The 19998-nt window shown below is 44.5% G+C and carries 14 protein-coding genes; 7 read left to right on the forward strand and 7 right to left on the reverse strand.

Annotated elements, in window-relative coordinates; genetic code table 11:
- The first annotated feature begins 731 nt into the window (after window positions 1-731).
- From QT996_RS26125 to QT996_RS28750, 3 genes are all read left to right on the forward strand, one after another.
- Window positions 732-941: a hypothetical protein gene (locus QT996_RS26125; protein ID WP_333050198.1), complete on the forward strand. Its 210-nt coding sequence runs from the start codon at window positions 732-734 to the stop codon at window positions 939-941.
- A 252-nt stretch (window positions 942-1193) separates the two neighbouring features.
- On the forward strand, window positions 1194-3605 hold the full coding sequence (locus QT996_RS26130; RefSeq protein WP_333050217.1) for an ATP-binding protein: 2412 nt from the start codon (window positions 1194-1196) through the stop codon (window positions 3603-3605).
- A gap of 243 nt (window positions 3606-3848) precedes the next feature.
- A complete protein-coding gene (locus QT996_RS28750) occupies window positions 3849-3959 on the forward strand; it encodes a transposase (RefSeq protein ID WP_445304595.1) in 111 nt (36 codons plus the stop codon).
- 201 nt (window positions 3960-4160) lie between these two features.
- On the opposite strand, the gene QT996_RS26135 is transcribed toward QT996_RS28750, so the two are convergent.
- The 3 genes from QT996_RS26135 to QT996_RS26145 form a co-directional block, all read right to left on the reverse strand.
- A complete protein-coding gene (locus tag QT996_RS26135) occupies window positions 4161-5528 on the reverse strand; it encodes a serine/threonine-protein kinase (protein WP_333050199.1) in 1368 nt (455 codons plus the stop codon).
- A 90-nt stretch (window positions 5529-5618) separates the two neighbouring features.
- Complete coding sequence (locus tag QT996_RS26140) at window positions 5619-6614, reverse strand: pentapeptide repeat-containing protein (RefSeq protein ID WP_333050200.1); 996 nt, start codon at window positions 6612-6614, stop codon at window positions 5619-5621.
- A gap of 191 nt (window positions 6615-6805) precedes the next feature.
- Window positions 6806-8485, reverse strand: coding sequence for a hypothetical protein (locus QT996_RS26145; protein ID WP_333050201.1), 1680 nt, complete (start codon window positions 8483-8485; stop codon window positions 6806-6808).
- Window positions 8486-8555: 70 nt separating this feature from the next.
- Here QT996_RS26145 and QT996_RS26150 point away from each other — a divergent pair, with 70 nt between their 5' ends.
- Window positions 8556-10055 (forward strand): NAD(P)/FAD-dependent oxidoreductase, encoded by a 1500-nt coding sequence (locus QT996_RS26150; RefSeq protein WP_333050204.1) that lies wholly within the window; start codon window positions 8556-8558, stop codon window positions 10053-10055.
- A gap of 285 nt (window positions 10056-10340) precedes the next feature.
- On the opposite strand, the gene QT996_RS26155 is transcribed toward QT996_RS26150, so the two are convergent.
- Entirely contained in the window at window positions 10341-11351 is a 1011-nt protein-coding gene (locus QT996_RS26155; protein ID WP_333050206.1) for a leucine-rich repeat domain-containing protein, read from the reverse strand.
- A 178-nt stretch (window positions 11352-11529) separates the two neighbouring features.
- On the opposite strand from QT996_RS26155, the gene QT996_RS26160 reads away from it, so the two are divergent.
- Window positions 11530-11988 carry an ABA4-like family protein gene (locus tag QT996_RS26160; protein WP_333050207.1) on the forward strand — a complete coding sequence of 153 codons (459 nt, stop codon included), beginning with the start codon at window positions 11530-11532 and terminating at the stop codon, window positions 11986-11988.
- A gap of 344 nt (window positions 11989-12332) precedes the next feature.
- Here the strand turns inward: QT996_RS26160 and QT996_RS26165 are convergent, their stop codons facing one another.
- The gene (locus QT996_RS26165; protein WP_333050208.1) at window positions 12333-15251 is read right to left on the reverse strand and encodes a GAF domain-containing protein; all 2919 of its coding nucleotides are present in this window, start codon (window positions 15249-15251) and stop codon (window positions 12333-12335) included.
- A gap of 231 nt (window positions 15252-15482) precedes the next feature.
- On the opposite strand from QT996_RS26165, the gene QT996_RS26170 reads away from it, so the two are divergent.
- Window positions 15483-16643, forward strand: coding sequence for a quinone-dependent dihydroorotate dehydrogenase (locus QT996_RS26170; protein WP_333050210.1), 1161 nt, complete (start codon window positions 15483-15485; stop codon window positions 16641-16643).
- Between the two features lie 352 nt (window positions 16644-16995).
- Here QT996_RS26170 and QT996_RS26175 read toward each other — a convergent pair whose 3' ends face one another.
- Together QT996_RS26175 and QT996_RS26180 are read right to left on the reverse strand one after the other, a co-directional pair.
- Window positions 16996-18447: an anthranilate synthase component I gene (locus tag QT996_RS26175; RefSeq protein WP_333050211.1), complete on the reverse strand. Its 1452-nt coding sequence runs from the start codon at window positions 18445-18447 to the stop codon at window positions 16996-16998.
- A 116-nt stretch (window positions 18448-18563) separates the two neighbouring features.
- Complete coding sequence (locus QT996_RS26180; RefSeq protein WP_333050213.1) at window positions 18564-19235, reverse strand: aminotransferase class IV; 672 nt, start codon at window positions 19233-19235, stop codon at window positions 18564-18566.
- Between the two features lie 96 nt (window positions 19236-19331).
- Between QT996_RS26180 and QT996_RS26185 the strand changes: the two genes are divergently transcribed.
- Window positions 19332-19931, forward strand: a complete 600-nt coding sequence (locus QT996_RS26185) for an ElyC/SanA/YdcF family protein (protein WP_333050216.1) — start codon at window positions 19332-19334, stop codon at window positions 19929-19931.
- Window positions 19932-19998 lie beyond the last annotated feature (67 nt).

Below are 19998 nucleotides of genomic sequence, written 5' to 3' on the forward strand. Positions count from 1 at the left end.
TCGCTGGCATTTATAATTATGAACTTTCTTTAAAGACTAAATTAGAGATCGCCTGAGACTTTCGCAAGAGGTCTAGTCAATCGATTTTAGATTTTAGATTTTAGATTAAAGAATTGAAGCATTACCCCACGGATAAATTCGGGGGGCAAGTTTCATCGGATACAGGTTTTTTATTTCTGGACGGATGAGTCCGGGGGATTGTATCCTGGATGCTTTCGGTCATGTGAAGACTACTGCTTATTACTATTTGATTTGGTTTTAACCCTGGGAGGGCTATTAGGTCGGAAGTAGAGTGGAGGGGGAGTTTCACCACAATGCAACGGCCCTGTCCTTTTCTAGGGGGGACTGGAATGCCACTGCTTTCAAGACGGATTCTTTATAATTTCTTTAGATTATATTTGGACTTTTTAAGGTACTAACTTTTTGGCCGACTTCGCGGAAATTTGGGCGATCGAGCTATATTAAATTTAATTAATTAGCGATTGTATTTTTCAAGCCAGGAAATTGCGGTGTTTATACGGTATTTCGCGTTCATTGAATCGCATTTGAGATTAATAGCAGAAACTTATACGTAAGTAAAAAGCTTTAATCGCGATCGCCCAAGTATAAAATGTTGTTCATTAACAGATAATTGGAGTTTTCGATCTGGCGATCAAAATTTATGCGGTTTATGCCCTAAGATAGATACAATAAGTTTTGTCAAGCTAATGTCGGAGTTGAGGTCAGCCGATATGGACGCAACAGTAGATGTAGTAGATTTGACTGCGGTAATGCCGGGATATCGCCCGATCGCTCAATCGTACACTGATTCTCGATCGGCTATCGATCGGTTCATGCGCGACAAAGACCGACAACCTGCCGCCCAAATTCTCCAACCTACGCCATTGTGGCGGAGGATTTGCGGAAGGCGGTGCGGCCACAATCCCAAAAAGTTGGATTAGCGAGCGTTAATTGCATCCGTAGAAATAGTCCTCAACCGAACAGACATTCTCTACGAACTCGAACCCCGACCGATTATTTACAAATACATTAAACTTTCCAATCTTTCAATTTATCTTACCTGTTACCTGCTAGATGGATGTATATAAACTTTAGCAAAAAGAGGCCACGGATTCGGGATATATTCGAGCCGTAATCCGCAGCCAATCGACAGGCGAAATGGAGGCAAACCTTATCTTGGGAATTGTGTTTTGATGCTAGTAACGATGATGCACGACTTTTATGATGCACTGGCACATTTGGCAATCTATGCAGATGCCGCACCGGCGGAGCGCCAACAAATCCTGAATCGCGTTGGGGCTAGTCAGAAAAAACTCAAAGAATTCGCGCACCATACGCCGATCAATTACCAACACAAGTTCGATCTGGTTGAGGCAGAATTGCTGGGTGTTTTGGGACAGACAGCAGAAGCAATGGAACTTTATGATCGAGCTATTACCGGAGCTCAAGCTAACGAATATGTCAATGAAGAAGCTCTTGCCTGCGAACTCGCTGCTAAGTTCTACCTGTCATTGGGAAGAGAAAAAATTGCCCGACTCTACATGATAGATGCCTATGATTGCTATGTCCGCTGGGGAGATAGAGCCAAAATTGATGACTTAGAAAAACGTTATCCTCAATTATTAAAACCGATTTTAGAACCCGCAAAACTCCCTGAAAATCCATTAGCAACTTTTCCAACACCTGCTGGCCCAAATCAATCGCTTCATCCATCCATTCATCCATCCATTCATCCGTCTGTTTCGGCGAGCGTCTCAGATTTCGGTAATTTTTCAACACTGCTCAAAGCTTGTCAAGCGCTCTCTAGTGAAAGAGAACTCGATCGACTGATTGCCAAACTGATGCAACTGGCGATGAAAAATACAGGAGCTAACAAAGGAGCGCTGATTTTGCCAAACGGCAATCAATGGGAAATCGTGGCTACCAGCGCGCTCGACAATTCGGGAGTCGAGTGGGCGATCGACTTATCATCGGCAACACTCGATGAAAACAGCGATATCTTGCCCCTCAAAATTGTTGACTGCGTTAAAAATTTATTGAAACCTGTGATTGTTCGGGAGCTCGCTCAACAACGTGATTGGGATTCCGACTCCTACATCCTCAAATACCAACCGCAGAGCCTTTTGTGTTGGCCGATTCTCGATCGAGGCAACTTAGTGGGCATTTTGTATCTGGAAAATCGCTTAACCGCAAAAGTTTTTACCCGCGATCGGCTGCAACTTCTCAATCTCCTGTGTTCCCAGGCAGCCATCTGTTTGCAAAATGCTCTCCTATATAAAAAATATCAGGATTACAACCAACAATTAGAGCGATCGCTAGTAAAAATTAGCCGAACCGAAGCTCAGCTTGCCGATCAGAAAAAAATGCTCCAAGCGATTCTTGATGTCGCTCCGATTTGGATTTGGATGGTTAATCCCAGTGGTAAAGTACAGTTTTTGAACAAAACCTTTTCTCAAAATGTGGGCGTGCCTGTGAGCGCTTTCCTAGCTGTCGATCATTACAAAGATATACTGGGAGAGGATGCAGCGGGGTGTCTGCTTTCAGATGCCGCCTGCCTTGCCCAAGATTTGCCGCATTACTCCAGCGAAACTCTCAGATTTGTTGACGGTAAACTACACTATTTAGAAGTCACGAAAGTGCAGCTAAAAAATTGCCAGGGTGAGACGCTCGGGATTATTGGTTTGGGTGTTGATGCCACCGATCGCAAGCGAGCAGGGGAACTTTTGCAAGAGCAAAACCAACAGCTAGAACAAACTTTAAAAGATTTACAGCAAGCGCAACTGCAACTCGTGCAAAACGAAAAAATGTCGGCTTTGGGCAATTTAGTCGCCGGAGTCGCCCACGAAATTAACAATCCGATTGGGTTTATTTCTGGCAATTTAAGCGAAGGTAAAAGAAGTTTAGAAGATGTTATAGAACACTTAGAATTATATCGCTCTGCTGCATCGCAATCGGAAATAGCAGACCACGCCGAAGAGATAGACCTCGACTATCTTTTGGAAGATTTACCGAAAATGATTGATTCAATGCAACTTGGGTGCGAGCGCATTTGCAGCATCAGCAACAGTTTGCGTACCTTCTCCCGAGGCGACAAAGACTACAAAGTTCCTTTTAATATTCACGAAGGCATTGATAGCGCTATTTTAATTTTGAAACACCGTCTCAAAGCAAACGAACACCGGCCGCAGATAGAAGTGATAACTAAATACGGCAATCTCCCTAAAATCGAATGTTTTCCCGGTCAATTAAATCAAGTTTTTATGAACCTGCTTGCCAATGCGATCGATGCCTTAGAAGAGTCAAATGTAGGACAAAGTTTTAGTGAAATTGTTGCAAATCCCAACCGCATCACGATTTGCACTGATGTACTGGGCGAAGGGCACATTAAAATTAAAATTGCTGATAACGGCATCGGGATGAAAGAGGAAGTAAAACAGCAGATATTCGACCATTTGTTCACGACGAAAGGTGTCGGCAAAGGAACTGGATTGGGGTTGGCAATTGTCCACCAGATTGCGGTAGAAAAACATGGCGGAAGCATCGAGGTGCATGCGGAGCCTGGAGTTGGCACTGAGTTTGCGATCGTTTTGCCTGTGAAAGGATAAATTTGAATTAAAATTCAATGTTTTTTGGGCGATCTGGTTCACAGTTATCGGAGCAATCAGCTTAAAAAAAGTAGTAGGATTAATGACACTTGCAGGGGTCGATGGATGGTAAGGCTTTTGCACTTTTCATTGCACACTTTTTAGTGCCAAATTTATGGAAAGGTGCAGTCGTTGTTATGGATAATCTCCCGATCCACAAGCTGGCGGCGATTGAACTTTTGATTCAATCGGCTGGCTAAGTGTATCCTCAATTTATCACCCTATTCTCCAGACTTTAATCCGATAGAATTATGGTGGTCACAACTGAAAGCTTTTTTACGTCAGTTCTCTCCAACCACTACCACTCCAGCTTGATGTTTTACTTGCTACTGGACGCTTATTTACTCAATACTAAAGAATTCACAAACGGGTTTACACGCTGTTGCTACTGTACTTAATGAACCTGGAATCTGCGGTATTTTAGACCTCCTATAAGTGAGTGCGTAACCCATTTTTATTTGGGAGATGTCTATTATACAAAAAAAATTAATCACCAAGGCTTCCCCCTACAAAAAATTATCTTAAATTTAACCAATCTTGAATTTCTTGCGCTAACCAAGCCGCCTCCACCTCTTTCAACTCTGTTGCTAAAACATAAAAGTAAGTTCCCCTATCGTTACCTGAACGAATCCTGATTTGATTTCCATCAGTCATGGTATATATAAAAGTACCCAAAATTTCCGAAATTTTCCCAGTTTGTTGTGAAGAAGTCCAACCAAATATCTGATGTTCCAGTTTAAAGTAATTCCGGTTAAATGTAATTTTATTACCCTGACCCACAATTTTAAGTAAGATACTTGCTATAATCGTAAACAATCCTAATCCCATAGCTACTATAATCGTAAACAATCCTAATCCAATAGCTAAATTTACTTGTATAAAAGATAATAAAGGTATTGGCCCCAGTAGCAGTAAAAAAAATATTCCTCTAACAGAAACTGAAAAAGGCTTTCTGACTAAACTAGACGGAATTTTAATGTTTAACTCCGTCGCTGATTTGCTAACTTGAATGCGACTGTGACGCGGTTTGGCAATTTTCCTCACAGTCTCAATTTGAAGATTAGCCCCTTGTATGTTTCCCGATTTCAAAGCTGCTAAAGCCTCTCTAGCCTCGCTGAAACGCTTTTCTAAGGCGATTTCCGTCATCTTCTCAATCCAGCTTACCAAACTAGGATTCACACTCACACGATCGCTAAACTGAATCCGAGAATCTTTCTGTGGCAAATCCGCAGGAGTCACCCCCGTTAACAAATGAATTAAAGTAGCTCCCAAAGCATACAAATCCGAAGCCGCCACCGCCCGCCCCCAAAACTGTTCTAAGGGTGCATAGCCACTCGTTCCTACCACTGTAAACGTTACACCTGTCACCGCCGCTTGAGCTTGTACCGCCCCAAAATCTACTAGATAAACGTGCTGATCTTCCCCCCAAATTAAATTACTCGGCTTAAGATCTCGGTGCAAAACTGGGGGGCTTAATTCATGCAAATAAATTAAAATTTCCAGCACTTCAGTGGCAATTTTTCGTACTTGTTTTTCTGAAAATTTCTGGCCTTTTTCTAGCAATTCCTGAAGTGAAAATCCCGGAATATAATCTTGTACTAACCCAAACCAAGGCAATCCTGCTCCGGCTTCCCGCTCCAGGGAAAAATAATCTCGATAGCGAGGAATGCGGGGATGATTTAGCGCCTGCAAAACTTGTGCTTCTCTTTCAAAAAGCTTGAGCTCTTCCCACTGCATTTCCGGGCTAAAAGCTAACATTTTTAGTGTCACCTGTTCTTGAGACTCTAAATCTACTGCTAGCCAAGTTTGATGACCGGCCGCTGTGCGTCCTAAACGCTGTTGCAATTGATAACGTTCTTGTAAAATTTTTCCTGAATCTAACACAGCATTCGCCTCTTTTTTTTATTGTACGAAATTTCCTTAACTATTAAATTAACTATTTTGCCGAGAGCGTTAAATTGCTACTAGAAGTAATTACCCGTGCATTTCTCCATTCGGCATAATTGTACCGCGCCACTGAGCACCCGTTAAATTAGCAGTGCTCAAATCTGCCCTAATCAAAGTTGTGCGGTGCAAAATTGCCTCCCGCAAATCTGTTCTAGCCAGGTAAGCATCAGTCATATCAGCTTCACTCAAATTTGCCTGATTCAAATTAGCTCGACTCAAATCAGCCCGCACCAAATTAGCTCGACTCAAGTCAGCCATGATTAAATTAGCATTGCTCAACTTAACATCAGTCATAAATGCACCCCGCAAGTTAGCGCCAGCCAATTGAGCATCAAGTAACACAGCTCTTTCCAACTTAGCATTAGCCATTACAGCCCAGGAAAAATTTGTTTCTACCAAAGTTGCTTCAGTCAAAAATATGCCATCTAAAATAGCTTCGCTCAAATTCGCCTGAGTCAGATTTGCTTCTCCCAGAAATGCTTCAGTCAAATTCGCGTGACTGAGATTAGCTTTAGTCAAATCTGCACCTTGCAAATTGACGCCCCGCAAATCTGCACCTTGCAAATTTGCACCCCGCAAATTTGCACCCTCAAAAAGCCGCAGCTCCTTCCGCAAATTTGCACCCCGCAAGCACGCCCCGCGCAAATCTGCACCTTGCAAATTCACACCTCGCATATCTGCATCGCTCAAGTTTGCATCAATAAAAACTGCCAAAGAAATGTTGGCTTTGCGAAAGTCTGCACCTTGCAAAGTGGCTCCGTGGAAGTCTGCATCGGACAAATTTGCTCCGCTCAAGTTGGCCTGATTTAAGTTAGCACCGCACAACTTTGTATTAGTTAAATTTGCACGCTGAAGGTTAATTCTGCTCAGATATGACATCGCTAAGTTTGCACCCCCGAGGTCAGCACTGCTTAAATTGACGCCAATTAAATCAGCACCGCTCAGGTATACGCCTCTGAGATTCATACCTTGAAAATCTAGTTCTCCTGATGTATATCTCCTTAAAATTTCGCTGGCATTCATATTTTTTTTGTGGTGAATTAGGTACAATCTGCTATTTCTAGACTGCTTATATTTCTGTTCGCGCAGGCGGACTTAGTTTTTGTAGCGCTAGACTTGAGTCTGAGAAATTTGATGAAATTTCTTGAATTTCAGTTGACGCAGGCCGAGTTAGTTTGTGTAGCCTCAGACTTGACTTGGGGCATTTAATGAGTTTAATTGACAAATTCTTGAGTCCAAAAAACTGTTTTGCTGCCTAACTGTCGCCCGTGAATTTTCACATGAGTAAGATATTGTGATTTTAAAGTACACAGTTTTTTGTGAATGTATGTAGCTGTCGCCTGTTGGTTTGGTACTTCAGCAGACTCCAGAATTACATGGAGCCAACCATCTTTAAATCCCGCTGTAGCAGCAATTCCTTTAGGCTGTAGCAATTGATTAATCAATTGGGCGATCGCCTTTGGTTTGCCTTGCTTTGCCATTTCCAGAAGCTGATACTGATTTGCTTTATGGCTAGAGTTTTCCTGCGCTAGGTCTGAAATATTGTCGCTCAGGTTTTCGGTGATTTGAGAAGGATATTTACCGCTTTCTTTTGACTCCAATTCGCTCAAGATTTCCAGCAATTTATCGGTAAACTTCTGAACTTTCCCTACATACTCTCTGAGATTTTTATATTTCCAGTACAAACGCTCCTCTACACTTACCGTAGAAAATTTTCCGTTCAAAGCAGCTTCTAACTTAGTGAATAGATTTTCTATTTGCGCCGTTGCAGAGTTAGCACTTTGACTGACTAATTCTGTCATTTCTTCTTCCAATTCCAACTTGCGTTTGATGGAATCGCTAATATTTATAACAGGAGCGGTCGGTTCTAAAATGTCGATAATAGTCGGCATTTCTGCCACGGGGAATGTTTCTACCATTTCCTGTCTGAAATCAGCAGCAGAATTATTGCTGCTTTGGGGTTCTTTAAACTGCACATTTTCGGCCGTGTCCGGCACTAAGTAACTCTTCTGGGGGTCATAATGATAGTGAGCTGGAGCAGCTTGAATGATGTGAGTAATATCTCCTGGCTCAAAATAATCGCTGCGCCTGTCCACCAGCTCGCTCTCTTCATAAACAGTGTTGTTTAAATGTGTCTGATCGTAATCTTCGCTAGCGGAATCTTCGGCTCCATCGCGTTCTTCCTGTTGCATTTTTGCGTAACAAGGATTCATCGCTTTGATGATTACGCTCGCAGCTTGGTCGTTTTCATCTCTGTTGTCGAGATTGCTAGCAGTTGTGTACAATCGAGATTCGAGTTCGGCTAGGCTGCCACAGACATTAAACAGTTGTCGCAGTAGATTGTCAAGTTCTTGAGTTTTCAGCAGGAGCCAATCGCGATCGCTAAAAGTAAACTGGTGATAAAGAGTAGAAAAAATTAGGATTTTTGCCCTCAGCGGATTTGTTTGCTGCAAAACTTTTTGTCTGACATCAAATAATTTGCCGGGGTTTCTTGCCCTTTCTTCGCTGCTGGGTACTTCCGAACTAAAGTGCTCTTCAAATGCGGGAGCTTCCTGACCGCCAAAACTAGATATGTTTATTTCTAATTTGGTGAAATCTTCAAATTCATACAGCCTGCTAAGTTGACAGACTATGAGGTCTGTTACTAAAGCATACTCGGTTTTTTTATTAACCTTAGAGACTATACTATTTAAAACTGCTTCAATATCTTCTAACCTGCTGTATTTGGCGCACAGTTCTTCAATTAAAATCCTTACATCTGCGCTGGCAAGTTGGGCGGGGTCGTTTTCCCAGAACTCTTTACAAGCAAAAAATATTATTTTTTTAATGCGCGAAAGATTCACGTCTTGTTCTAATTCGCGAACAACTTCATCTAAAATAGATAAAGCTTTCATAGTTTTCCTCCCATAAAAATACCCTGTCAACACTCAGCAAGAAATAATACAATTATACCACATTTGATAAATGCAAGACTTTGATGCGATCGTAATTGGCAGCGGTATTGGCGGCTTAGTCGCAGGCTCGATGCTAGCTCGCTACGGCAAGCGGGTGCTCGTCTGCGAGAGCCACATCATAGCGGGCGGGGCAGCTCACAGCTTTTCGCGCCGAGGATTTCACTTTGATTCGGGGCCTTCTTTTTATTGCGGTTTGACTGACCCCCGGTCGTTCAATCCTTTGCGGCAAGTTTTTGATGTTTTAGAGGAATCGATCGCAGCAATTTCCTACGATCCGCTGGGACATTACCATTTTCCAGAGGGAAGTTTACCGATTTATGCTGATGCGAGAAGTTACTTAGATGCTGTATCTAAGTTTGCACCGCAAGGTGCTGTAGAATTACAGCAATTTCAAAAAAATTTATTAGTTTTGTATGAAGCTTTGCGTGGAATTCCGGCTTTAGCGCTGAGATCCGACTGGCAGTTAATACCTGTTTTGCTGTCTCGGTACTCGCCTGCGTTGCTGAAGCTGTTACCGTTGGTAGGTGCGATCGCGGGTTCAGCAGGTTCCTTGATGGATCGGGACGTGCGTGACCCTTGGGTGCGGCGTTTGATTGATTTGGAGTGCTTTTTGCTGTCGGGTTTAAAAGCGCACGGAACTGTCGCCCCGGAAATAGCTTTTATGATTGGCGAACGATCGCGCTGTGCGATCGAATATCCTGTAGGTGGCAGCGGTGCGATCGTGGATGCTTTAGTGAGAGGTTTGCAGCGCTGGGGAGGAAAATTGCGCCTGGGAGCTCCCGTCGAGCAAATATTAGTTGAAGCGGGCAAAACCACTGGCGTTCGTTTGAAAAATGGCGAAGTTATCGGCGCCCCAATTGTCATTTCAAATGCCACAATCTGGGATACTTATACAAAGTTACTGCGACCCGAAGATTTGCCGGAAAGCTATCGAAAAAACGCTTTGTCGATGCCAGCAGTAGACAGTTTCATGCACCTGCATTTAGGAATTAAAGCCGAAGGACTCGAAGGTTTGACCGGCCACCACGTCGTCGTTCACGACAGCAAGATTGACATTACAGTACCCGGAAATACTTGCATGATTTCGATTCCTACAGTCTGGGATGCAACTCTCGCGCCGCCCGGACATCACACGGTTCACGCTTATACATTGGAACCTTACGAAGGTTGGAAATATGGCGAATTGTATCAGCAGAAAAAGCAAGAGCGATCGCAATCTCTGTTTCAAGCTTTAGAAAAAATTATACCGGATTTGCGATCGCGGATAGTCTTAGAGTCGATCGGCACACCGCTAACCCACGCCCGATTTTTACGCCGATATCAAGGAACTTACGGGCCTGCAATCGCCGCCGGAAAAGGCACCTGGCCCGGGCCACAAACACCCGTCAAAGGCTTGTATCGCGTGGGAGACAGCACAATGCCGGGAATTGGGGTGCCCGCCGTCGCAGCATCGGGTATTTTGTGCGCGAATACTTTGGTAAATTCGGATGTGACAGCACAATTTTTGTAAATTGGTAGAGAAAGCGGGCGGGTTTTGCCCAAGATATTTCCGACAACTCAACAAGTAGATAAACCCGCCCTCTCGAAACCAGTAAACTGGTGATTGAGCGCTGAGGACTGTTAAAAACTGGTTATCCACCAGCGGCAAAAGCGCCCAGAATTGCGATCGACAAAGCCAAACCTGGCAACAGCAGCAATCCTAACATCAAAGCATCGTGTCCGCTCATCACTTTCTCCTGATATTAACCTTAAACATTATACTCTATAAACCGTCATCTTGCCTCGACATTAAGAATTAAAACCGACATATAGATTCAGGATTGACAGGACAACTTTTATTAACAATGGGATTCCCGCGCAAGTCCAAGCTAGTTAACTTTTGCAAAGATTGCAGGTAACTGATATCAGAGATTTGATTATTGTACAAGTCTAGCAAAAATAAATTATTTAAAGCTTGTAGCGCGCTGCTATCCGAAATCTGATTGTTGAACAGATAAAGTTCAGTCAAATTAGTTAACGATTTCAGCGGACTGATGTCGGATATTTGATTGTTACCGAGATTGAGTTCAATTAAATTAGTGAGCGATGTCAAAGGACTAATATCGGAGATGTGATTTTGGAATAAAACCAATTTATTTAAGTTAGTTAGAGCTTTCAACGGAGTAATGTCAGATATTTCATTTCCGAACAGAAACAGCGTAGTCAGATTTTTTAAGGAAGCCAGCGGGGTGAGATCGGATATTTTATTATTGTAAAGGTAGAGTGTCTGGAGTTCAGTTAAATTTGCCAGAGGAGCTATATCTGAAATTTGATTTTTGTAGAGAATCAGCGCATTTAACTTAGTTAAATTTTTCACCGGAGTGATGTCGGAAATTTTGTTATCAAACAAGACAAGCGCGGTAAGATTAGTTAGACCTGCTAGGGGACTGATGTCTGAGATTTGATTGGTATCGAAAACGAGTATAGTCAGATTTATTAGAGATGAAAGTGGACTGATATCTAATATTTGATTGACATCTATAACCAGACTTTTCAGGTTAGTTAAAGCTTGCAGGGGAGCGATGTCAGATATTTGATTACTGCCGAGGATGAGATTAGTAAGTTGAGTGAAAGATGAGAGGGGGCTGATATCGGTAATTTGAAGATTTTTTAGGTTGAGTTCTGTTGTATTAGAAAGCAGTTCATTGGCTCGATCGCAATCTGAAGTATCTGATATTTGCAACAGTATTTCTACCGTATGTTTGGCGCCGAGAGAGATATTTTCTTTGTGCTTGCACCAATCGGCAAAGTTATTATAATTTGTCATGGGCTGTGCTGCCTTAATCGATTTTAGATGCGAGATTTGAAATTTTAGATAAGTATAGCAATTCTATTTCATTTGTGAAGGAGATTTTTTTCCGGTTTTGAGAAATTTCCGCAAAAATTGTGTAAAGTAATCTTAACATCCTTAATTGAATTGCATTCGCAGGAGCCAAGAGCCAACTATGACCCCAGAACTAATTTTTAATGTCGGTAATCTGTTCGTTGTGCCTTTCTGGGCAATTATGATTTTATTACCAAACTGGGGAATTACCCGAAAAGTGATGAATTCCTTTATTCCGTTTGCGATGCTCGCCGTTTTGTACATATATTTGTTTGGTAGCAGTCTAACTGCGGAAAATGCGGCAGCTTTGTCCAATCCCAAGCTAGCAGATATTGCTAAGTTTCTGGGGGAAGAAACGGCGGCGGCTACGGGATGGATACATTTTTTAGTGATGGACTTGTTTGTCGGGCGCTGGATTTATTTGGAAGGACAGCGGACAGGAGTTTGGACGGTTCATTCTTTGGCTTTGTGTTTTTTTGCTGGGCCGATGGGATTGCTTTCTCATATTGTAACTGCTTGGATTACTCAAAGGTTTTTCGCCAGTTCTGAGGCGGAGGAAACTGTTACTTCATCGGTTTAGGCAGAGGGTTTTTAATACCTTGGATGTTATACAGCATCCGGTTGCATCGGAATAATTAAACCGCGAAGGCGCAAAGGACACGAAGGAAGAGAAAGAAGAAGGTGCAGTTCTTCCTTCGCGCTCTTTGCGTCTTCGCGGTTCATTTAATCTTACGACCTAACAGAGCTCGATCTAATACAAGTCCCCATCAAACGGAGTTGATATCAATCATCCACTGTTGGACGCAGAACCTAATTATGTAGGGTGCACCTGAAGCACTTGACCGCTAAAAGTTGGGTAGGGGTTGGTTTATAACTACGGAGTATGTGAATTGCAGATAGGGGTGAACTCGCGGGTACAGAATTTTAAGAATGGGCTAGGGGGATCACTAAACGAGCGACAATTAAATTGTTTTCTAACATTTCTAAATAAAAGTCCCCCCCCATTAAGCGTACTGCTCGCTGACAAATTAAGAGATTTTGCACGATCGACCTATTTGCAGAAACCGCTAATATATCGGGTTCGGAATCCCCGTTGAAAGCAGCAATTAACTGTCGATCGCACGCGCCGCTATCGAGCACAGACAATTCTAACAAATCTTCCCCCAACAACTGAGAGCGAATCTCAATCTTGGCGCCAACTGCCGAGCGCCTGCAAGCCGTCGCCAGCAATTCGCACAGGATCAAATCCAGCTTGATACTGTCCCCGCGAACACTCAAAGTCTGACCCGCAGGCATCGACACAGCACTTTCTCTGTGTACTTCCAGCAAGACTTGCGACTGTTTGACCAGGGGGGCCGTTCGATCGAGCGATCGCCTTAGCCAAGCGCTCACAGGCACCGCATCTTGTGCAAATTGCAGCCGCCACTGTTCCTGTTTCAGCAGCAAATGAGTTGAGCCCACAGCATTGCCAATGTGCCGCAAAACCTGCTGGTAGCGCAAAATTTTCAGAGCATCCTTTTGCTCCTTAGCCGACTGCAAAATCGACTGACTCAACTCCCCCAACTCCTTCACCCCCGCTCCCACAGTGCGGTAAAAGTCCTCAAAACGGCGTTGTTTGTACCAGTTGAGCAGCTCCAGATCCAATCGCTGCGACTCGCTTGCCGATTGCACCGCCAAATACCTGCGCCACCAAGCCAACTGAGACGCCATCGAGCTGAGTAAACTCACCGACAACTCCGACCACTGGCGGCCCGGAGCGTCCGCAGCCACCACAATGCCCGCCGGAGCGTGTTCTGGGGCAGTCCGCAGCGCCACCGTCAGAATCTCGCCAATTCCCGGACTGCGGAGCCACCGCTTCGTCGCCAGTTGCAGTTGGCTTGTGCTCTGTTGCAGCACGCAGTTAGCAGCCAGGGTTTGTTGGATCAAAGCATCTGTTTGGACAGGAATCACCGCCTCGGGATTGAGGGCAAATACGGGATTGGCAGCTAGCGCCGTCGCAATTGAACCTTCCTCCTGACCCGGATTCCAAGTAATTACGGCTACTAAAGGACAGGAAAGTGTTTGGGAAACGTGTTGAGCAAAGTTACGATCGAGCTTTTGTAGCGGCAACTCTGGGAAAATCGTCGGTGAAGCAGCAGATATCGGTTGCTCAGATTGCTCCTCCTCAGAATGCTGCAAAACCGCCAAACCCGATTTGAGCGAGCGCTCAAATTGCTGATATTTTTCGATTTCCGCACTCTGCTGCCAGGAGTGCAGGATCAATCCTAGCTGTTGGCCCACTAGCCGAACTAATTCTTGCTCTGATCGCTTCCAAGTGCGAGTTGCATTGTGTCCGACAACCAGCAAACCCTCGATCGATTTTCGATTGGCGATTTTCGATTTGAGATTGGGGTTTTCTCCCTCTTCATTTTTCCTCCGAGTGGTCGATGCCAAAAGCGATCGCACCCCCGCCTCCGCCAACACTTCCCGCCAAGCACCCAACCGCCCGTCTTCCTCCCAATTTTCAATAGCCACAGGTGCACTTTCTTGCAACAGCCCCACGTCAGCCACATCGAGGGCGTTGAGCGGCGACGGCACTGGCCTGCGGTTGCGGGGCAAATTTTGGCAGACAATCTCAAAGCGATTTTGTTCTTCGCCGTACAGCAGCAGCAAAAAGTATTCGCATTTGAGCCGCCCGCACAACTGTTCGGCGGTATTTTTCAAAGTCGCCTCCCAGTCAGCATCGCTGTAGATGGCGCGAGCTATTCCGGCAGTTAAATCTCGATCGATCTCAGTTTGCTGAATCCTCTCCTCCATCTGGGACACAGGAGCCGTCAGAGCCACTAACTGCGCCACTCCCTGCAGGTAATGCTTTTCATTGTCTTGCCAAATCCGGGGTTCGCTGGCTTCGACTGCCAAAAAGCCCAACAATTCCCCTTCCGAAACAATCGGCGCAGCCAACAGAGAGCGAGCGCGGATTTGCTGCATCAACCGCCCCGTCAGCTCAGTTTTCAGAGAACTTTGAGATTCACCGATCCAAACCATTTCTTCCCTGCCCAAAGCCTGATAAAATTCGCCCAAGTCTTGGACGGTGATGCCCGAAGCCGCTCGGCTCGGCCCGCCCAAACCCGGAGTAACTTCGCGGTTGCTGACTCGGCGCCAAAAATAGCGTCGCTCTCGCTCGAACCAATAAACATTGGTGCGCGTCGGCTCGATAAATTCATGAGTTTTTTCGACCACCGCTTGCAAGTATTGGTCGAGCGATCGCAATTCCCCCAACTGCGAAAGCAGCGCTAAAAGAGACTCGTCTGGGTGTTTAACTTGTTGTCGCTGCCAGTCTTTTTCTATTTGGTAAAGAGCGCTTGCCAGCGCTCCAAATACGATCGCCAACTGCGTTTTTTCCCCCGACTTGGGCGACGCTCCCCACACCTCAGTGCCGAGCAAAATCACGCCGTAGCAGCGGTCTTTGTAGCGCAGCGGAAACAGAGTCGTGCCTTGAATATTGAAAGTTTGAGCTGCTTTGCGCCATTCTCCGGCTCTACTTTCCGATCGCAAATCCGGGACTCCCACCGGCCGAAGCTGAATCACCACTTGTTCGAGCAAATCCCCCGGACTGAGAGCAAACCGCTGTTTGAGAAAAGACAGGTCGCCGTTAGGAGTTATGCCACCTTTGCCGAATAATCTGTGGGCCTGTCGATCGTACAACCCGATCCAAATCAACCCCCAGTCAAATTCCGTTTGCAAGTAACCGAGTGTGGTCGAAAGTAGCACTTCAACATTCTCCTCTTCTCGGAGAGTCTGGAGAACGCGCTCTAGGGTCGCGATTTGTTCGTCTAAATCCTTTGGTCTTTGCTGCTGCCCCATTTCCAAGCTTCCCCGCACCTTTGTCTAATTTAAAATTACTAACTTAAAATTTCCAAAAAATAAAATGCAAAAGAGTCAACTTATAATATAATCGTCTCACTTATCCCTCAATCTCAAACATTGGATAAAGTCGATCGAAGTTAAAGTAAAAACTTCGCCTTCGCTGTCGGCTCGTGAATATTTTTATTTCCCTTCTCATTTCTAATTTGTAAATTGCCCCAGTACAAATCATTGGATATTTATCAATCAAGTGTACGCCCGCTGTTGTTTTCCGTATTGAAAACCGATGCCGAGTGGCTGCACAACCGAACTCTCCAAGTTCTAGAACTCGCAGCCAGAACCCAGTCAAACCCCGCAACCAGCCAAATGCTCTCCAGATTGCAGAAATCTTTGGGAGTCCAAGATTCTCGCCTCGAACAATCTTTGTGGGGACTGAGCTTTAACAATCCTGTCGGCTTAGCCGCCGGATTTGATAAAAACGGCGTAGCTGCTGACATTTGGGCAAATTTTGGCTTTGGCTTTGCCGAACTTGGCACTGTCACTTGTCAACCACAGCCGGGAAACCCCCAACCTCGCTTGTTTCGCTTGACGGAGGACAGTGCAGCCCTCAACCGCATGGGATTTAACAATCAAGGAGCCGCGGCAATGGCAGCCCGGTTTCAGGCAGCACAGAAACAGTCAAAATTCGATGCCTCGCGCCCCATGCCTCAGTCTCGATTCCCCTTGGGCATCAATCTCGGTAAATCTAAGGTAACACCGTTAGAGCAAGCCGCAGCCGACTATTTGGAGAGTTTTAAGCTGCTGAAAGATTGGGGCGACTATTTTGTAGTCAACGTTTCGTCTCCAAATACGCCTGGGTTGCGATCGCTCCAAGATGCTGCTGGGCTCAGCACAATTTTGGAAATTTTGCAACAAGAAAATCAGGGAATCAAGCCAATTTTAGTCAAGATTGCACCGGATTTGGAGTCGGAGGCGATCGTATCAATCCTCGACTTAGCAAAAACCTACCAACTAGCAGGAATTATCGCCACAAATACCACTATCCGCCGTGACGGATTGAAAACACAAATATTGCGAGAAACAGGCAAACCAATCGCCGAAGAAGCCGGGGGAATTAGCGGGCTTCCCGTGCGGGAGCGATCGACAGAAGTAATCCGATTTATCTGGCAATATACAAAAGGCGAATTACCCATAATTGGAGTTGGTGGCATTTTCACCGCCGAAGATGCTTGGGAAAAAATAGCCGCCGGTGCGAGTTTAATTCAAGTCTACACTGGTTGGGTTTACGAAGGGCCTTGGATGGTGCGCCGGATTCTAAAAGGGTTGTTGCAAAAGTTAGAAGAACGCGGATTTAGTTCTATTTCTGAGGCAGTAGGTTCGGACAATCAATAGACTGTTGACTGTTGACTGTTGACTGTTGACTGATGACTAATGACTGTTGACTGTAGAAGGAGGGGTCAAAAAAATGAAAATTGCGCCAATTAGTTGTTGGCCTCGGGATTCGACTTTACGCCCGACGATTAAGCGCGGATTTGATATCATTCCGGCCTGACTGCCGGAATTGATATGACTCACAGTGCGATCGCTAAAAAAACTATCAGGCAACACCATCCCAACAGTTCCCTAACAGTAATACTAATTGAAATCTTTGGTCTTCGATAGATTTCAATTAGTATTACATCAAAAGTAAATCGACGATAAAAATTTTCAACTATCTTAACAATTAGATTTATGTAACACGCATCTAATCAAATATTTCCGCTAATTTCAAAGCATTAACTTGAGCTTGAGCTTTATGCAGCGACTCCTGCCATTCCCTTTCTGGATCGCTATCAGCAACAATCCCCGCACCCACTTGTCCCCAAACAACTCCCCCGGTCGTACCGTCACTTTTTGGTGCATATAAAAGGGTGCGAATCAAAATATTTAAATCCAGGTTGCCGCGCCAGTCCAAATAACCACAGGAACCGTAAAATAAATTGCGCTTCACAGGTTCTAATTCTTCGATGATTTCCAGACAGCGCACTTTCGGACAACCTGTAATCGTACCGCCCGGAAATACCCCTCGAATTAAGTCGATCGCGTCGCAATCTCGTCTTAATGTACCGATAACATTACTGACGAGGTGCATCACGTGACTGTAGCGTTCAATCGTCAGAAATTCGTTAACTTTTACCGAACCCCATTCACACACCCTCCCGATATCGTTGCGCTCTAAGTCAACTAACATAATATGTTCGGCTCTTTCTTTGATATTCTCTATTAATTCCTGTGCTAACTGCTCATCTTGAATGCAGGTTAAACCTCGCGGTCTCGTTCCCGCGATGGGTCTAGTATCCACTTTTTTTCCTAATAATTGAACGAGTCTTTCCGGCGAACAACTAACTATCGCCCCCCAAGGAGTTTGCCAATAACTTGCAAAAGGCGAAGGATTGATCCGTTGCAAAGCGCGGTAAATTGACCAACTACTGCAATCTGTACGGGCTTCAAACCGCAAAGATAAATTAGCCTGAAAAATGTCGCCCGCATGAATATACTTCTGAGCTTTTCGCACTATTTCTTTATATTCACTCTGAGATAATTTAAAAATAGGAGTAGCCGAATTTTCTTGATAATTTTCCGGTAAATTATTCTCGATTATTTCTCGATCTGTTTGCTCTAATTGATGCTGCATAACATCGAGTTGAGAAGGTTGACTCGCAGCCAACCAGAGAATTTGCGTTTGCCGGTCTAAAACCGCAAAAGATTCTGGTTCGTACCAACAGCTAACCGGGAAAGGAAGCGGATCGGTATTGAGTTGGGGCAGGTGTTCGATTTCCCATGCTAAATCATAACCTAGCCATCCCAACCAACCCCCCGTAAAAGGAATTTCCGGCGGTACATTGACCGCTAAATTTTGATTTTGAGAGTCCAAAAGAGCGCGTAAAAAAGGTAAAATTTCACCGACTGGCGGTGTCCATAGCTGAGATTGACCGTTAATTATCCGGGGAGAACCTGCACAAATAGAATATCGTGCCAAGTTAGTAGAAGATGTAACTGGACTTTCTAGCAGAACAGCCATATCGCGGCGGAAACAATCCGATATTGAGCTTGCACTGTCGGCAGTTTTACCGAGAAATAAAATTTGAAAAATTTCAGATCCGCTGCGCTGATTTAGGGGAAGCTTTCGCCAATGCCAAGGTTGTATTTTTTCCATAATAGATTTCACTATAATTAACACTTTCAGGACTTAGGTAATGAGTCAATTTTGACACTATCTGTAGTAGTAAGATGCACAGTTCGCACCTACTAAAATCGATTGAAAGCGTTATCTCAGCCATTACTTACAACTTTCCAAACATCTCGGCTTGCTTCTTTTTTGAGGCGTATCCAACCCCTAACGGAGTTAATGAGAAATAGAGTTTGGGTACTGTGCAAATCATCTAAGGTAATTAATTCTTCTCTGAGTTTTCCCTCCTCTAAAAGTTGAGAACGAAACGTCCCCGGTAATAAACCGCACTTGACCGGAGGTGTGATTAGACCTGCGGGTGTATCGATCGCAATATTGGCGATCGTGGATTCGGTGATAACTCCATCTTGATTCCACAGAAAGACATCCTGATATTCGGGCTGCGACTCCAAAGCCATTGTATAAGGCAATCGGTAAGTTGTCTTGTGGTAAAGAAATGGGTTTTGAGAATCGATCGGTTTGCGGGCAATTCCCACAGATGCACCGATTTTTAAGATACCGCTATCTAGTGTCTGAGCTTGTAATGTTATGTTTCCCTCACTAGATATTGTTAACCGTATTTTTTGTTTGACTGACCCGCAAGTCATACTTAATTCTTGTAAAGCTTTGCTTGCTTCTGTTAGTGATAGGGGGAAATTAAAATAATTAGCCGATCGCTCTAATCTTTGAAGATGTCTGTCTAGCAAAAAATAGCCGTTTTTTGGTTCCCATAAAAATGATTCCAGCAATTCAAAGCTTGGCTGTTGTTGAATCATATTTTTGTTAATATAATGTAAATTCCGTAACTAGACATTTTTGAGACAGGCGAAGGTGGTTGTTTGTGTAATTATATGGGAAGTTAACTTGAATTTATGTTGCATAAATCCTTTATAATTCCATGGCGCTTTGCCATCGGGCTGTTAATATTAACCTCAGCGATCGCACCTCTAGCCCTCAACTACTACGTCAGGCTAGTTACAAGCAACTACCTACGGACCGATGTAGCTAAGATTCCCGCCGAACCAATTGCCATTGTTTTCGGTGCCGGAGTTTGGGAAGACGGCACTCCCACCCCAATGTTAGCCGATCGAGTGCAAGCAGCCGTCGATTTGTACAAAGCGGGGCGAGCGGGCAAACTTTTGATGACAGGAGACAATAGCAGCGCCGATTACAACGAAGTCAAAGCAATGCAGGAGTACGCCGAAGCCCAGGGCGTACCGACTAATAATATCATTCTCGATTATGCCGGATTTAGCACCTATGAAAGTTGCTACCGGGCGAAAGAGATTTTTGGCATAACCAAAGCTGTTTTAGTTACCCAAAACTTTCACTTAGCCCGCGCTGTTTATATCTGCCGCCAGTTGGGCGTAGAGGCGATCGGCTTAGGAACGCCGGATTGGGGCAAATTTCACCAAAATACCATGATTGCCTACAGTGTCCGCGAATTTTTTGCAGTGCTTAAAGCAGGGTAAGCTCATCTAATTTGGTATAAATTGTACTTGACTTTAAGGGCAAGATATGAAGGAGTATCCAGTCAAT

Origin of the sequence: Microcoleus sp. S13C4, from assembly GCF_036700865.1 — a bacterium.
GTDB lineage: Bacteria > Cyanobacteriota > Cyanobacteriia > Cyanobacteriales > Microcoleaceae > Microcoleus.

Coding starts and splice junctions, on each gene's coding strand:
- QT996_RS26125 (WP_333050198.1), top strand. CDS start 732: ATGGACGCAACAGTAGATGTAGTAGATTTGACTGCGGTAATGCCGGGA.
- QT996_RS26165 (WP_333050208.1), bottom strand. CDS start 15,251: ATGGGGCAGCAGCAAAGACCAAAGGATTTAGACGAACAAATCGCGACC.
- QT996_RS26160 (WP_333050207.1), top strand. CDS start 11,530: ATGACCCCAGAACTAATTTTTAATGTCGGTAATCTGTTCGTTGTGCCT.
- QT996_RS26140 (WP_333050200.1), bottom strand. CDS start 6,614: ATGAATGCCAGCGAAATTTTAAGGAGATATACATCAGGAGAACTAGAT.
- QT996_RS26150 (WP_333050204.1), top strand. CDS start 8,556: ATGCAAGACTTTGATGCGATCGTAATTGGCAGCGGTATTGGCGGCTTA.
- QT996_RS26155 (WP_333050206.1), bottom strand. CDS start 11,351: ATGACAAATTATAATAACTTTGCCGATTGGTGCAAGCACAAAGAAAAT.
- QT996_RS26175 (WP_333050211.1), bottom strand. CDS start 18,447: ATGGAAAAAATACAACCTTGGCATTGGCGAAAGCTTCCCCTAAATCAG.
- QT996_RS26180 (WP_333050213.1), bottom strand. CDS start 19,235: ATGATTCAACAACAGCCAAGCTTTGAATTGCTGGAATCATTTTTATGG.
- QT996_RS26145 (WP_333050201.1), bottom strand. CDS start 8,485: ATGAAAGCTTTATCTATTTTAGATGAAGTTGTTCGCGAATTAGAACAA.
- QT996_RS26185 (WP_333050216.1), top strand. CDS start 19,332: ATGTTGCATAAATCCTTTATAATTCCATGGCGCTTTGCCATCGGGCTG.
- QT996_RS26130 (WP_333050217.1), top strand. CDS start 1,194: ATGCTAGTAACGATGATGCACGACTTTTATGATGCACTGGCACATTTG.